Consider the following 15,018-nt stretch of genomic DNA (forward strand, 5'->3'; position numbering starts at 1 on the left):
GGCCTCCCCCCGTTGATGGTAGCCTCACCAACGCGCGGGCGCTAACGACTTTGCGATGGCGTGGTTCTGGCTCATCGTCGGCGGACTTTTCGAAGTGGGGTTCACCACGTCGCTGCGCTTTGTCGACGGGTTTCGCAACTTGCCCTGGACGCTCGCTTTTCTGGCCTCCGTCGCGATCAGCATGGGGCTGCTGGAGCTTGCGTCGCGCTCGATCCCGATGGGCACGGCCTATGCCGTCTGGGGCGGAATCGGCGCTGTGGGGACGGTTATCGTCGGCATCCTCTGGTTCGGCGAGCCGGCGGCCACAATCCGCATCTTGCTGATCTTCGCAATTGTTGCAGCGATTGCGGGCTTGAAGCTCACCGCCTAAGTCCCCGCCGAATATGACGACGACGCCCCAACCCGTTCGCGGGACCCAGAGCCTGCTCGGTGAAGACGCCGACCGCTTCCATGCGGTGGTCGACGGCTTCGATCGCGTGCGCCGCCTGTTCGGGTTCAAGCGGGTGGAAGTGCCGGTCATCGAGCCGACCGCCGTCTTCGCGCGGACGATTGGGGAGACGACCGACGTCGTTTCCAAGGAAATGTACACGTTCGAGGATCGCGGCGGCGAGCTGATTACGCTGCGGCCCGAGTTCACGGCGGGCATCTGTCGCGCGTATCTCAGCGAGGGCTGGCAGCAGTTCGCGCCGCTGAAGCTCGCGACGCACGGCCCCGCCTTCCGCTACGAACGCCCGCAGAAGGGCCGCTTCCGCCAGTTCCACCAGCTCGACGCCGAGATCATCGGAGCGGGCGAAGCTGCGGCGGACGTTGAGATCCTTTCCCTGGGCGCCCTGCTGCTGCGCGAGCTGGGCATCGACGAAGGCGTGACGCTACAGCTCAACACGCTCGGCGACGCGGAAACCCGTGACGCTTGGCGCGCCGCTTTGGTCGAACATTTCGAGGCGCATCGCGGGTCTCTCTCGGAGGACAGCCTGACCCGTCTGGAGCGCAATCCGCTCCGCATCCTCGACACCAAGGATCCGAAGGAGCGGCCGATCGCCGACTCCGCGCCGTCGATCGACGATTACCTGACAAGCGAGGCGGCGGACTTCTTCGCGCAGGTCACCGCCGGACTTGATGCCGCGGGCGTGAAGTGGACGCGCAATTCACGGCTGGTTCGCGGCCTGGATTATTACCGCCACACCGCGTTCGAGTTCGTCACCGATAGGCTCGGCTCGCAGGGCACGGTCCTCGCTGGGGGCCGCTACGATGGCCTGGTCGAATCCCTTGGTGGACCTCACACTCCGGCCATTGGCTGGGCTGCCGGAATCGAACGGCTCGGCATGATGATCGATGCGCCGGCGCCGGAGTGCACGACGGTGGCCGTTGTCCCCTTGGGTGAGAAGGCGGAAGCCGCTGCGCTCGGCATCGTTGCCGGCCTTCGTCGCGAAGGGGTCGCCGCCGACATGGCCTATCGCGGCAACATGAAGAAGCGGCTCAGTCGGGCGAATGCATCCGGCGCGAAGTATGCCCTCATCCTGGGGGACAATGAACTTGAGAGCGGCGAGGCGCAGTTGAAGGACCTGACCACGGGCGAGCAACGTGCCGTCTCGCTCGACCTCATCGGGGACGCAATCCGCCAATGACCCAGATTTCGTCGGAACGTATCGCGTCGATCGAGGCGAAAAAGCAGGAGCTTGCCGATGCCATGGCGGCCGGCGACCTTGCGCCGGACGATTTCGTGCGCCTGTCCAAGGAATATGCGCAGATCGAGCCGGTCGCCGCGGCCGCGCGCGAGGTTCGTCGTCTCCGCGCCGAGCTCGACGTCCTGAACGGGATGGTTGCCGATCCGACAGCCGAAGCGGAGCTGAAGGAAATGGCAGCGCTCGAGGCCGACGAGATCCGGCACAAGTTGCCGGAAGCGGAACGGGCACTGGCGATCAAGCTACTGCCGCGGGACTCGGCGGATGAGCGTGCGGCGATGCTCGAAGTGCGTGCTGGAACCGGCGGCGACGAGGCGGCGCTGTTCGCGGGCGACCTCCTGCGCATGTACCAGCGTTTCGCCGAAGCGCAGGGTTGGCGGTTCGAATTGATCTCGGCCAGTGCATCCGATGTCGGCGGCTACAAGGAAGCCGTGGCCTCCATCAGCGGTCCGGGTGTCTTCGCGCGCCTCAAGTTCGAAAGCGGCGTGCACCGCGTCCAGCGTGTGCCGGCGACGGAGAGTGGCGGGCGCATTCACACTTCGGCGGCGACCGTGGCCGTGCTCCCGGAGGCCGAGGATGTCGACGTGCAGATCGACGACAAGGATCTCCGCATCGACGTCTATCGCTCGTCCGGGCCGGGCGGACAGTCGGTCAACACCACCGACAGCGCGGTGCGTATTACACACCTTCCGACTGGACTGGTCGTTATCCAGCAAGACGAAAAGTCGCAGCACAAGAACAAGGCGAAGGCGCTAAAGGTGCTGCGGACACGCCTTTTCGAACTGGAACGAGAGCGGCTCGCCAGCGAGCGTGCGGGCGCGCGCAAATCGATGGTCGGTTCGGGCGACCGTTCGGAGCGCATCCGCACATACAATTTCCCGCAGGGACGGGTGACGGATCACCGCATCAACTTGACCCTGCACAAGCTGCCGGAAATCCTGGAGGGCCCGGCGCTTGGCGAGATGCTAAACGCACTGGTCGCGGAGGACGAGGCGGAGAGGCTCGCCGGCCTCGAGGAAGCGTGACCACAATTCTCCGCGCGCTTGGCCGGGCGACAAATGAGCTCGTCGTCAGCAGCGACACGCCCCGCCTCGACGCCGAACTGCTGATGGCAGAAGCGCTTCACATCGACCGCGACAAGCTGATCTTGTCGCCGCCGCAACGCGATGCGCCGGACCGCTTCTTCGAAATGGTCGAGCGGCGCAAGCTTGGCGAGCCGGTCGCCTACATCACCGGCCGCCGCGCGTTCTGGAACATCGAGCTGCACGTCGGCCCAGGCGTCCTGATCCCTCGCCCAGACAGCGAAGTACTGATCGCATCGGCGCTTGAGCATTTTGAGGGAACCGAGGGCCCGAAACGGATCCTCGATCTTGGTACGGGACCGGGGACATTGTTGCTGGCTGCGCTCGACCTCTGGCCGGCAGCCACGGGTCTGGGCGTCGACACGTCCCGGCAGGCGATGTCCTACGCTGCGGCCAATGCCCGGCGGCTCGATCTCGAATCGCGGGTGAAATTCAAGCTTGGCGACTGGGCAGAGGGAATCGATGAAGCGTTCGACCTGGTTCTCTGCAACCCGCCCTATGTTGCCAAGGATGCGGAGCTCGGACCGGGGGTCCGAGAGTTCGAGCCGGACGAGGCGCTATTCGCCGGCGCGGATGGGCTCGATGCCTATCGCGTCCTTGCTCCCGAATTGCCCCGCCTACTCAGTCCCGGCGGAATGGCTGCGGTGGAGATCGGGTACGATCAGGCCGAGCCGGTCACCGCTCTATTGGCTCGTGATGGTCTTTCCTCGCGCGTGGTCAATGACTTGGCCGGTCGGCCCCGCGCGGTGTTGCTAACCTGGGGCAGCTAACAAATCGCTTGGAATTCGGCCCGACACTGACTACATCTTCCCTCAGGACCGGGCTCGCTCCCTTGAGAGAAGCTGAGCAGAACCCGCTCCACCCCCGACGCTATCGGCCGTTCGCATCGTGCCCCCTGGGCACAGTTCGGAACGAAAGGGTCAGGCCCGGCACGTGGAACTCGTGCAGGTCTGCCTGCCTCAGGCGAAAGGGAAAGCTTCTGGTTAAGGAAGTAGGAATTTGATCAATAATCGTCAGGGCGGCCGCAGGCGCGGTCGTGGTGGGGGACCAAGAGGCGGCCAGAACATCGGCGGTCAGCCCGGGGGCAATCGCCAGGACAACCGGCAGCGCGGGAACGCCGCCCAGCTGCTCGAAAAGTACAAGAGCATGGCGCGTGATGCGCAGCTCGCCGGCGATCGCGTGCAGAGCGAATATTACCTCCAGTTCGCCGACCACTATTTCCGCGTTCTCAGCGAGAACCGTGCCCGCTTCGAAGAGCAGAACCCACGCCGCCAGCGTGACGACGACCTCGACGACGAGGACGGCGACGAAATGGACGTCTCGGCCGAAGACAACTCGGACAACGAAGATGAGCAGCCGCAGCGTCGCGAGCGCAGCAACCGCGGTGACCGTGGTGACCGCGGCGATCGGCCGGAGCGCTCGGAACGTCCCCGCCGCTATTCGCGCGACGACCGCCAGCGCGATGAAGGTGACGACCGCAACGGGTTCGAGCGCGGCAATGGCGCCGAAGAGCGGATCGCGATGGACGTCCTCCCGCCGGCAATCGGCCGCGAAGAGAGCACCGACGACGTCGAAGCCGAAGTGGTCGAGGCTCGCCCCCGACGCCGCAGCACGCGCCGTCCGCGTGCGCAGGATGAAGGCGACATCGCACCCGCCGCGTGATCTTCACGCTTAACAGGGACAAGAGCCGCAAGCTCATCGAGGGCCTGACCGAGGCGGCGATCATCGTCCGCGGCGCCTCGGTCGTCATGAGCAACGCTGCCGCTCGCAACCTCCTGGGTATCGGGATCGAAGGCGTCGATGTGCGCCAAGTCTTGCCGCATCCGGCCGTCATCGAGCGCCTCGTTCGCGGCGGTGTGACCACCCCTGAAGAGGTCGAGGCTTCCGGCTTCGGAGGCGCAAGACGGCAATGGCTCGTCAGGATCGCTCCGCTTGGCGACGGCGCCTTGCTGGTCCGCCTGATCGATCGCAGCGAAGCCCGCGCCGCAGAGCAGATGCGTGTCGATTTCGTCGCCAACGCTAGCCACGAATTGCGGACGCCGCTGTCGACCCTCATCGGCTACACCGAAACCCTCCGGGAGCGGACCGAGGAGCTCGACACCGAAACGACCGGTCGCTTCCTGTCGATCGTCCACGACGAAGCGCGACGGATGCAGCGCGTCGTCGAAGACCTGATCTCCCTGTCGCGTATCGAAGCAGAGAAGTTCACGACGCCCACGGAAGCCGTCGATCTAGAACAGTTGATCGAAGTATCGGTCGAGGGAGCCGCTCGAATGGCCGAGGAGCGCGGCTCGTCGCTGGTAATGCAGATCGAGCCGAACCTTCCGCCGGTCGCCGCCGATCGCGTGCAGATCCTGCAGGTCCTCGATAATCTCATCACCAACGCCCTGCGCTACGGCGAGCAGGGCACGCCGATCACGGTTTCGGCAGCGGTCGAGGACGCGATGGTGCACCTGACCGTCGCCGACCGGGGCGAAGGCATCGCGCCCGAACATCTCAAGCGCCTGACGGAGCGATTCTACCGCGTCGACACAAGCCGAAGCCGCTCGCTCGGCGGAACGGGCCTGGGGCTGTCGATCGTGAAACACATCGTCGAGCGCCACCGCGGCCGGCTCACTTTCGAAAGCGAAGTCGGGCAGGGCACGACCGTCCACGTCCTGCTTCCGGTAGCCGCCGAAACCCTGTCATGAGATTGTCATAACCACCTAGGCGGGCTAACCGGCGTTCGAAGCGTCGAGGCGCTCGCTCGCAGGGGAATTTCATGTTTGCTTGGTTCCAGCGGTTGTTGCCCCAACGGGGCGACTTCTTCGGCATGTTCGAGGCCCACGCCGCAATGCTGGTCGCTGCCGCCGAAGCGCTGCAGGAGCTGGGTGACGATCACGCCTCGACCGAGAAGTGCCTGCGCACAATTCAGGATCGCGAGCATGTCGCTGATGATGTCATCCGCGATGTCCTCACGTCCGTTCGCAAGACATTCCTGACCCCGTTCGACCGCGGCGCGATCACTTCGCTGATTGGAGCGATGGACGATTCGATCGATGAAATGCTTGCCGCAGCGCGAGCGATCGATCTTTACGAGCTGAAGCAGCTTCGTCCGGAGATGAAGGACATCATCGGCATCATCGGCGAAGCGGCGCGAGTCACCAACGAAGCGATTCCGCTGCTCCGCAACGTCAACAAGAACGGTCATCGCCTCCATCAGCTGACGGAACGACTGGTGCGCCTCGAAGGCAAAGCCGACGATGTCCACGCCGCGGGTCTCAAGCGAGCGTTCCGCGAAGTCGCTCGAACGAACTCGCTGGAGTTCGCGGTCACGCGGGAGATTCTACGCCACCTCGAGCGGGTGACCGACGCATTCGAGGACGTCGCCAATCAAATCGATGGCATCGTGATCGACTACGCATAGGCGAGACAGATGCACGAGCTCGCCTTTCCGCTGCTGGTCGGCCTAATTCTGATCGCTCTGGCGTTCGACTTTCTCAACGGACTTCACGACGCGGCGAATGCGATTGCAACGGTGGTCGCGACACGACTCCTGAAGCCGGTGACCGCGGTGGCCTTCGCCGCATTCTTCAACTTCGCGGCCTATTTCCTCTCGCTGGCGGTTCCCGAGTTGCACAAGGTCGCCGACACGATCGGCAAGGGGATCATCGACAAGGATCTGGTGACTCCGGCCGTCGTCTTCGGAGCGCTCGTTGGTGCGATGTTCTGGAACGTCGTGACATGGCTGAAGGGCATTCCGTCTTCATCCAGCCACGCGCTCGTCGGCGGGCTGGTCGGCGCCGGCGTTGCTCATGCGGGCATGACCGGAATCCAGTGGAACGGCCTCAACAAGACCCTGATCGCAATCGTCCTGTCGCCCACTCTCGGGATGATCCTGGCGATGATCATCATGCTTGTAACGAGCTGGTTCGGCAGGAATGCGACTGCTGCGGGCGCGGATCGCGCTTTCCGGTTCCTGCACCTCGGTTCCTCGGCAATGTACTCGCTGGGGCACGGTCTGAACGACGCCCAGAAGACGATGGGGATCATCGCCGTCCTGCTTTACTCGACAGGCAACATGCAGGGCGAATTCCACGTCCCGCACTGGGTCGCCTTGTCCTGCTACGTCGCGATCGGGCTCGGGACCCTGTCGGGCGGGTGGAAGATCATTGAGACGATGGGGACGCGGATCACCAAGCTCGACCAGCACCAGGGATTCAGCGCGTCCCTCGGCGGGTCGGTGATGCTGTTCAGCGCCTCCTGGCTGGGCATTCCTGTATCCACCACCCACACGATTACCGGCTGCGTGATCGGCGCTGGCGCTGCCCGCCGTGCGTCCGCAGTTCGCTGGCAGGTTGCCGGCAACGTCATGACCGCCTGGGTCATCACGATCCCCGCATCGGCGGCCGTCGCCGCGCTTTTCTATTACCTCACGACCCTCTTCTAGGGTGTCGGCAGTCACAGAACTGCAATGATTCTGTCACGAACAGGTCGCTGAACCACCGCTAGGGCCGTTTCGAATTCAGCCCGAACGGGAGTTAGCTTGTGAAGAAGATCATGTACGCGCTGCCGCTGGCGGTGGCGCTCGCCGCATGTGGCAGCAAGGGTGGAAACGACGCTGCCGGCGGTGCGGTCAAGCAACAGCTGAAGGTCGTCGGATCCTCGACCGTTTATCCTTTCACCACGGCGGTCGCCGAGCAATTCCAAAAGGACAATCCGAACGTCAGCATTGTCGTCGAATCGACTGGCACCGGCGCGGGCATGAAGCTGTTCTGCGGCGGCGTCGGTGCCAATTTCCCGGACATGACCAACGCATCGCGGGCCATCAAGAAGTCCGAGTTCGAAAGCTGTGTCGCGAACGGCGCCAAGGCCATCATCGAAGTGCCGATCGGCATCGACGGCCTGACCTTCATCGAAGGGAAGGGCAGCGAGCTCGCCAACCTCACCCAGGCCGACATCTACAAGGCGCTTGCCGCCAATCCGTTCGGCAAGGGCCCGAACACGGCTCAGACCTGGAAGGACGTGAATCCGGCTCTTCCGGCGATCAAGATCCGCGTCCTCGGCCCGCCGCCGACATCAGGCACGCGAGACAGCCTTGCGGATCTCTACCTTGAGAAGGGCTGCAACACGGACCCGGCGATGGAAGCGCTCAAGAAGTCGGACGACAAGAAGCACAAGGATGTCTGCACCAAGATCCGCGAGGACGGCGCGTATGTCGAAGCTGGCGAGAACGACAATCTGCTCGTCCAGAAGGTCAGCGCTGAACCCGGCACGCTCGGCGTCCTCGGCTTCAGCTACCTCGAGGAGAACCTCGACAAGGTGAAGCCGGTCCAGATCGCAGGCGTCTCGCCGAGCGAGAAGACGATCGCCGACCTGTCCTATCCGGGCGCTCGCAAGCTCTACATCTACCTGAAGGGCGAGCACATTCCGGCCAAGCCGGCGCTCAAGGACTTCGTTGCCGCCTACGCCAAGCAGTGGGGTCCGGGCGGTCCGCTTGAGAAAAAGGGCCTGGTTCCCTTCTCGGGTGCGGACGCGGAAGCCGCCGCCAAGCAGGCGAGCGAGCTGAAGCCGCTCGATCCTTCGACGCTCAAGTAAGCTCCCGTGACGCTCGGATTTGCCTTTGTAACGGTCCTGCTGATCGCTGCGGCGGTCGGCGGGATCGCGTACGTCCGGGCGTCTCGCATGCGCCGGGAGGGTCGGCTGCATTCGCTGCCGATCTACCACGGCGTGCATTCCGCCATCTGGGTGCTGTTTCCAGCGCTGCTCGTGCTAGCTGCTTGGGCGCCGATGCAGGCCCGCCTGGTCGATCAGGCCGTGCTATCGAGCCCAGAAGGGAAAGCGCTGCCCGACTTCGAGATGCAGCGCGATGCCATCATCGACGAAGCGCGTCAGATTGCACACCGAGAAATCGCGGCGGGCTTCAACCCGGAATCGACTGCACTAGCCCCGCGGGTGGCCGAGGCGGAATCACGCTATGCGGGCATCGGCGGCATCGGCGCCATACTCGTCGCGCTGGGCGCCGCCGGCATTCTGCTTATGCGCAAGCGCGACAGCCAGTTCCGGGCCCGGACCGCGGTCGAGAAATGGATGAGCGCGTTGCTGCTGCTGGCGTCGCTGATCGCCATCTTCACGACGCTTGGCATCGTTCTGTCGCTGCTGTTCGAATCGCTTCGATTCTTCAAGCTGGTGCCGCTCACGGACTTCCTGTTCGGACTGACGTGGAGTCCCCAGGTCGCGATTCGCGCCGATCAGGCGGGCTCGTCCGGCGCGTTCGGCTCGATCCCCTTGTTTTGGGGAACGATCTTCATCGGCGCGATCATCGCGATGATCGTCGCCATCCCGCTCGGCTTGATGAGCGCGATCTACCTGACTCAATATGCGGCACAGCGGGTGCGCGCGGTGGTCAAGCCGCTGCTCGAAATTCTCGCTGGCGTCCCGACCGTCGTTTACGGCTATTTCGCAGCCCTGACGCTGGCTCCCGCGGTCCGCGATCTCGGCATTTCGCTCGGCATCGAATCGGCGAGCAGCGAGAGCGCTCTGGCCGCGGGCCTGGTGATGGGCGTGATGATCATCCCGTTCGTCAGCTCGATGGCCGACGATTCCATTGCCGCGGTTCCCGCTGCCATGCGCGACGGCAGCCTGGCCCTCGGCGCGACGCGGTCGGAGACGATCCGCAAGGTGCTGCTTCCGGCCGCTTTGCCGGGCGTCGTTGGCGGCGTCCTTCTCGCGGTCAGCCGAGCAATTGGCGAAACGATGATCGTGGTGATGGCCGCGGGTCTTGCCGCGAACTTCACTGCCAATCCGTTTGCCAGCGTAACAACGGTGACCGTCCAGATTGTGCAGCTGCTCACCGGCGACCAGGAATTCGACAGCGCCAAGACTCTCGCGGCCTTTGCGCTCGGCCTCGTGCTGTTCCTGATCACCCTCGCCCTCAACCTCATCGCACTGACGTTCGTGCGCCGGTACCGGGAAGCTTATGAATAGCCTCAGCGCAGACGCCGCGATCACGCGTTGGACGGGCGAGGCGATGCAGAATCGCCTGCGCGGCCGCTACCGGTCGGAACGGCTATTCAAGTTCATGGGATTTGCCGCCGTGGCGATCTCCCTGCTGTTCCTGGTCTTCCTGCTCGGCACAATGATCTCCAAGGGAATCGGCGGGCTCACCTGGGAATTCTTGACCGCGTCGGACTCGACCGATCCGGCAACGGCCGGCGTCTGGGGCGCGCTCAAGGGCAGCTTCCTCACCATCATGGTGACCATGGCTCTCGCCTTCCCCGTCGGGGTGCTGTCGGCGATCTACCTTGAGGAGTTCGCTCCGCGGAATCGCTTCACCGACGTCATCGAAGTGTCGATCAATAATCTGGCGGCGGTGCCCTCAATCATCTTCGGCCTGCTCGGCCTCGCGGTATTCCTCAACACGATGAACCTGCCGCGATCGGCGCCACTGGTCGGCGGCCTGACTCTGGCGCTGATGACGATGCCGGTCATCGTCATTGCCGGCCGCAACGCGATCACGTCGGTTCCGCCGTCGATCCGTGAAGCGGCGCTCGGCGTCGGCGCATCCAAGATGCAGGTGGTGTTCCACCATGTCCTTCCGCTCGCACTTCCCGGAATCCTGACCGGCACCATTATCGGCATGGCGCGCGCGCTTGGCGAAACGGCCCCGCTGCTGATGATCGGCATGCGCGCATTCATCGCGGTGCCGCCGTCGGGCATCACCGATCCGGCGACCGTCCTGCCGGTTCAGATCTTCCTCTGGTCGGACGAAGTGGACCGCGCCTTCATCGAGAAGACGAGCGCGGCGATCATCGTGCTCCTCGTGTTCATGCTGATGATGAACGCGCTCGCCATCTATCTCCGCAACCGCTTCGAGCAACGCTGGTAGGCATCATGCTCATGACAGAAAAAACACCCGTAACCCCGATCACGCCGGTCCCGGCACCGTCCGCCGCCGTTCCGGCGATGGCCAACCGGGAAGGACCGTCGACGACGGAAGATCCCGGTCCCGCCGAGCCGACCACGCTCGACGCCGATACCCGGCCGCAGGATTTGCCGGCGGGCGCACTCTCCGTTTCGCTTGGCAAGGATGCCGACGCCGACGCCGATGTGCAGGGCAAGCGCGAACCGAAGATGCGCGCCAAGGACATCAGCGTCTATTACGGTGAGAAGCAGGCGCTTAAGGGCGTCTCCATCGAAATTCACGATGATCGAGTAACCGCATTCATCGGCCCATCGGGCTGCGGGAAGTCGACCTTCCTGCGCTGCCTGAACCGGATGAACGACACCATCCCCTCGGCCAAGGTGACGGGCAGGATCGAGCTCGACGGCCAGGACATCAACGCGTCCTCGATGGACGTGGTCCAGCTCCGCGCCCGGGTCGGGATGGTGTTCCAGAAACCGAATCCGTTCCCGAAGTCGATCTATGAGAATGTCGCCTACGGACCTCGGATCCACGGGCTGACGTCGTCCCGGGCGGAGCTCGACGAAACGGTCGAGAAGTCGCTGAAGCGCGCCGGGCTGTGGGACGAGGTCAAGGACCGGCTTCACGAAAGCGGCACGGCCCTGTCGGGCGGCCAGCAGCAACGCCTGTGCATCGCTCGCGCGATCGCGGTCGATCCGGAAGTTATCTTGATGGACGAACCCTGCTCCGCGCTGGACCCGATTGCCACTGCGCGTATCGAGGAGCTGATTCACGAGCTTCGCGGCCGCTACGCCATCGCGATCGTCACGCACAACATGCAGCAGGCGGCGCGCGTTTCGCAGCGGACGGCCTTCTTCCACCTCGGTGAGATGGTCGAATACGGCAAGACCAGCGAGATGTTCACAAATCCGCGCGAGCAGCGCACCCAGGACTATATCACGGGCCGCTACGGCTGATCGGAGCAGGATAATGCAGCAGCAGACCGGCCATACGCTCAAGGCTTTTGACGAAGATATCGATCGCCTGCGCGGCTTGATCAGCGAAATGGGCCAGCTCGCCCAGTCGGCCATCCGCGAGTCCATGCGATGCCTGATCGAGCGCGACACGGAAGGCGCGCTCCGCGTCGTCGAGCGGGACAAGGAGATCGACCGGCTAGAGATCGAGACGGAGAAGCGGGTCGTCCAGCTGATCGCGCTTCGTGCGCCGATGGCGGGCGATCTTCGCGACGCAGTCGCAGCCCTGAAGATCTCGGGTGTCGTCGAGCGTATTGGCGACTACGCAAAGAACATCGCGAAGCGTGTTCCGCTGCTGGAAGGCAGCAGTGACATCGAACCGGTGTCCCTCCTCCCGGAGATGGCGCGGATCGCGACCGACATGGTTACCGACGTCCTCCGCGCCTTCGTCGAGCGCGATGCCAAGGCGGCGGTCCGGGTCTGCGAGCGCGACCAGGCCGTGGACGATTTCTACGACTCCATCTTCCGCACCCTGCTGACGCACATGATGGAGAACCCGCACAATATCGGCCAGTCGGCGCACCTGCTCTTTGTCGCCAAGAACCTCGAGCGGGTCGGCGATCACGCAACCAATATTGCCGAAATGGTCTATTATGCCGCGACAGGAGACCACATGGTCGAACCGACTAAGAAACGGCGCCGGAAGACGACATGACCCGCAAGAAGCTGCTGCTAGTCGAGGACGACCGGGCGCTCGCGGAGCTTCTCATCTGGCATTTCGAGCGTGAAGACTTCGACGTTCGCCGGACTGGCGACGGCGAAGAGGCACTGCTGATGGCCGCCGAAGAAGTGCCCGACGTGATCGTTCTCGACTGGATGATCGAAGGCATCCTGGGGCTTGAAGTCTGCCGCCGGCTTCGGCGCCGCTCCGAGACCGCAAATGTCCCGATCATCATGCTCACCGCCCGCGGCGAGGAAAGCGATCGCATTCGCGGCCTTGAGACGGGTGCCGACGATTACGTGACCAAGCCGTTCAGCCCGCGCGAGCTGGTTGCCCGCGTTGGGGCGGTTCTGCGTCGGGTGCGCCCGGCGCTTGCGGCGGAGCAGCTCGGGTATGACGATGTCGAGATGGATGTCTCTTCCCATCGCGTTCGCCGCAGCGGCAAGCCGGTCTCTCTCGGGCCGACCGAATTCCGCCTTCTCAGGCACTTCCTCGAAAATCCCGGGCGCGTCTTCTCACGCGAGCGTCTTCTGGACTCGGTCTGGTCGCACGATCCGGACATCGACCTGCGGACCGTCGACGTCCACGTTCGCCGCCTGCGCAAGGCCCTCAACGACGGTGGCCGCAAGGATATCATCCGAACCGTTCGTTCGGCTGGCTATTCACTCGACGCGGAAGCCTGAAATCGCCGTCACGAAACTGCAACCAAGCGGTCATTTTGGAGTCGTGACGCCCCCCTAGAGAGAGTCTGCCGGGGCGGTAGCGCCGGCGAATCCAAGGGGTATTTCCAAGATGTCTTCCAAGCTTTTGGCTCTGGCCGGAGTGGCGATCGCCGCAACCACCGTCAGCACTGCCGCTGATGCCCGTACCCAGATGCGCGCCGTCGGTTCTTCGACGGTCTATCCGTTCGCCAAGCAGGTTGCCGAGCGAGTCGCTCGAGCCAACCCGCGCCTTGGCGCGCCGATCATCGAGTCGACCGGCACGGGCGCCGGGATGAAGCTGTTCTGCGCCGGTGTCGGCGAGCGCTTTCCCGATGTCGAGAATGCTTCGCGCCGGATGAAGGCGTCCGAGGCCAAGCTCTGCGCCGCGAATGGCGTGACCAAGATCACCGAGATCCAGGTCGGCATCGACGGCATCTCGCTGGCGACCTCCAAGCGGACGCCGCTTGCGAATCTTACCCCGCGCGACATCTACCTCGCGCTCGCCAAGACTCCGTTTGGGAAACCGAACCGCGCCAAGACCTGGAAGGACGTCAACGGCAAGCTGCCGGCGCTTCCGATCCGGGTTTACGGCCCGCCGCCGACGTCGGGTACGCGCGACGCCTTCGGTGAGCTGATCATGACCGCCGGCTGCGACAGCAATCCGGGCATGGCCGCCGTCAAGAAGGCCGACGAAGGCAAGTACAAGGCAATCTGCACCGGCATGCGCGAAGACGGCGCATTCATCGAAGCCGGCGAGAACGATAATCTGATCGTTCAGAAGCTCGAAGCGAATCCCGGCACCGTCGGTGTTTTCGGCTATTCCTACCTCGAGGAGAACACGAACCTCCTGAAGGGCATCGCTATCAACGGCGTCGCGCCGAGCTACGATACGATCAGCTCGTTCAAGTATCCGGGTGCTCGTCCGCTCTATGTCTACGTCAAGAACGCACACGTTGGGGCCATCCCGGCGATCCGAGCCTTCGTTGCCGAGTTCACCAAGGAAAGCGCCTTCGGTCCGCAGGGCTATCTTCGCCAGGCCGGCATGATCGCTGCTCCGAATGCAGTCCGTGCGCGCAGCCAGCAGGCCGCTCGTCAGCTCGCTCCGCTGAACTTCGCCAGCCTGAAGTAGCCAAGCCAGCACTCAAAGTGACCAGTAATCGCCGGTCCTTCGGGGCCGGCGAAGGCCTCCAGACAAAGGGGGCGGGGGAAAGGGAATAGAATGACTCGCAAGTTTGTAATCGCCGCGCTCTTGGCCGGTACTGCTATTGCCTCGGCGCCCGCCCATGCCGCAGCCCAGGACGCGCCCGCAGCGCAGCCTGAGCAGACTGAGCCGGACGCGTCGGACGCAACGGCTGATGCGACGATTGCCGGCACCAACCAGGTCGACGACCTGCAGGCCAAGATCGAGCTGCTCCAAGCGCAGGTCGAGGCGCTCCAGGACGCACTGGAAGGCGTGAAGACGCAGCAGGCGAAGGCCATTCCGACTTGGAAGGGCGCGCCGGAATTTGCGGACAAGGAAGCCGGCTTCACCTTCAAACCCAAGGGCTTCGCGCAGTTCGACGCCGGCTATGTCGGCTTCCCGGATGGCAACGAGCGCCGCGGCACGGTCAGCGGCCTCAACTTCGCGAACCTTGGCTGGAATACGCGTGCCCGCCGGCTCGTGTTCGGCGCCGAGGGAACGCTTCCGGGCCGGTTCGGCTACAAAGTCGAGTTCAACTTTGCCCAGGGCACGGTCGATTACGAGGACATCATCCTCACCTACGACTTCCAAAAGGCGCCGCTGCAGGTCTCGGTCGGTAACTTCTATCCTTATTCAAGCCTCGAAACGATGACGAGCTCGCGCCTCGGAAGCATGATGGAGCGCGCCTCGTTCACGGATGCATTCAACTACAACCGCCGCCTCGGCGTCGGCCTGCAGTTTTCGGACAAGGCGACTGACAGCTATCTCATCCAGGCCGGCATCTTCTCGACGCCGA

The 15,018-nt window shown here is 64.0% G+C and carries 16 protein-coding genes (1 of these 16 running past the window's edge); all 16 read left to right on the forward strand.

From position 1 onward, the window contains the following. Nucleotides 1–55 precede the first annotated feature (55 nt). A complete protein-coding gene (locus ABD928_RS08785) occupies nucleotides 56–370 on the forward strand; it encodes a DMT family transporter (RefSeq protein WP_187715481.1) in 315 nt (104 codons plus the stop codon). A gap of 13 nt (nucleotides 371–383) precedes the next feature. Further along, nucleotides 384–1,625, forward strand: coding sequence for a histidine--tRNA ligase (hisS, locus tag ABD928_RS08790; RefSeq protein ID WP_345168021.1), 1,242 nt, complete (start codon nucleotides 384–386; stop codon nucleotides 1,623–1,625). Beyond that, the gene (prfA, locus tag ABD928_RS08795) at nucleotides 1,622–2,707 is read left to right on the forward strand and encodes a peptide chain release factor 1 (RefSeq protein WP_187715480.1); all 1,086 of its coding nucleotides are present in this window, start codon (nucleotides 1,622–1,624) and stop codon (nucleotides 2,705–2,707) included. The genes hisS and prfA overlap by 4 nt, the downstream gene beginning before the upstream one ends. Then, nucleotides 2,704–3,534: a peptide chain release factor N(5)-glutamine methyltransferase gene (prmC, locus tag ABD928_RS08800; protein ID WP_345168025.1), complete on the forward strand. Its 831-nt coding sequence runs from the start codon at nucleotides 2,704–2,706 to the stop codon at nucleotides 3,532–3,534. The genes prfA and prmC overlap by 4 nt, the downstream gene beginning before the upstream one ends. 229 nt (nucleotides 3,535–3,763) lie before the next feature. Further along, entirely contained in the window at nucleotides 3,764–4,426 is a 663-nt protein-coding gene (locus ABD928_RS08805; RefSeq protein WP_345168029.1) for a DUF4167 domain-containing protein, read from the forward strand. After that, nucleotides 4,423–5,454, forward strand: coding sequence for a sensor histidine kinase (locus tag ABD928_RS08810; protein WP_187715478.1), 1,032 nt, complete (start codon nucleotides 4,423–4,425; stop codon nucleotides 5,452–5,454). The genes ABD928_RS08805 and ABD928_RS08810 overlap by 4 nt, the downstream gene beginning before the upstream one ends. 71 nt (nucleotides 5,455–5,525) lie before the next feature. Beyond that, a complete protein-coding gene (locus tag ABD928_RS08815) occupies nucleotides 5,526–6,170 on the forward strand; it encodes a DUF47 domain-containing protein (protein WP_345168031.1) in 645 nt (214 codons plus the stop codon). 9 nt (nucleotides 6,171–6,179) lie between these two features. After that, nucleotides 6,180–7,193, forward strand: coding sequence for an inorganic phosphate transporter (locus ABD928_RS08820; protein WP_345168033.1), 1,014 nt, complete (start codon nucleotides 6,180–6,182; stop codon nucleotides 7,191–7,193). 110 nt (nucleotides 7,194–7,303) lie between these two features. Then, entirely contained in the window at nucleotides 7,304–8,341 is a 1,038-nt protein-coding gene (locus ABD928_RS08825; RefSeq protein WP_395623131.1) for a substrate-binding domain-containing protein, read from the forward strand. Between the two features lie 6 nt (nucleotides 8,342–8,347). Next, on the forward strand, nucleotides 8,348–9,730 hold the full coding sequence (gene pstC, locus ABD928_RS08830) for a phosphate ABC transporter permease subunit PstC (RefSeq protein ID WP_187715477.1): 1,383 nt from the start codon (nucleotides 8,348–8,350) through the stop codon (nucleotides 9,728–9,730). 43 nt (nucleotides 9,731–9,773) lie between these two features. Further along, on the forward strand, nucleotides 9,774–10,631 hold the full coding sequence (pstA, locus tag ABD928_RS08835) for a phosphate ABC transporter permease PstA (protein ID WP_425569737.1): 858 nt from the start codon (nucleotides 9,774–9,776) through the stop codon (nucleotides 10,629–10,631). 245 nt (nucleotides 10,632–10,876) lie between these two features. Beyond that, nucleotides 10,877–11,623, forward strand: a complete 747-nt coding sequence (gene pstB, locus ABD928_RS08840; protein WP_223276653.1) for a phosphate ABC transporter ATP-binding protein PstB — start codon at nucleotides 10,877–10,879, stop codon at nucleotides 11,621–11,623. 13 nt (nucleotides 11,624–11,636) lie between these two features. Then, nucleotides 11,637–12,335, forward strand: coding sequence for a phosphate signaling complex protein PhoU (phoU, locus tag ABD928_RS08845; RefSeq protein ID WP_187715476.1), 699 nt, complete (start codon nucleotides 11,637–11,639; stop codon nucleotides 12,333–12,335). Further along, on the forward strand, nucleotides 12,332–13,024 hold the full coding sequence (gene phoB / locus ABD928_RS08850) for a phosphate regulon transcriptional regulator PhoB (RefSeq protein WP_187715475.1): 693 nt from the start codon (nucleotides 12,332–12,334) through the stop codon (nucleotides 13,022–13,024). Before phoU ends, phoB begins: the two co-directional genes overlap by 4 nt. A gap of 109 nt (nucleotides 13,025–13,133) precedes the next feature. Next, nucleotides 13,134–14,171 carry a substrate-binding domain-containing protein gene (locus ABD928_RS08855; RefSeq protein WP_187715474.1) on the forward strand — a complete coding sequence of 346 codons (1,038 nt, stop codon included), beginning with the start codon at nucleotides 13,134–13,136 and terminating at the stop codon, nucleotides 14,169–14,171. Between the two features lie 90 nt (nucleotides 14,172–14,261). Then, nucleotides 14,262–15,018: the beginning of a porin gene (locus ABD928_RS08860; RefSeq protein WP_345168044.1), read on the forward strand. It continues 800 nt past the right edge of the window; only the first 757 of its 1,557 coding nucleotides appear in the window; the start codon lies at nucleotides 14,262–14,264; the stop codon falls past the right edge of the window.

Source organism: Sphingomonas daechungensis, from assembly GCF_039543105.1.
Taxonomy (GTDB): domain Bacteria; phylum Pseudomonadota; class Alphaproteobacteria; order Sphingomonadales; family Sphingomonadaceae; genus Sphingomicrobium; species Sphingomicrobium daechungense.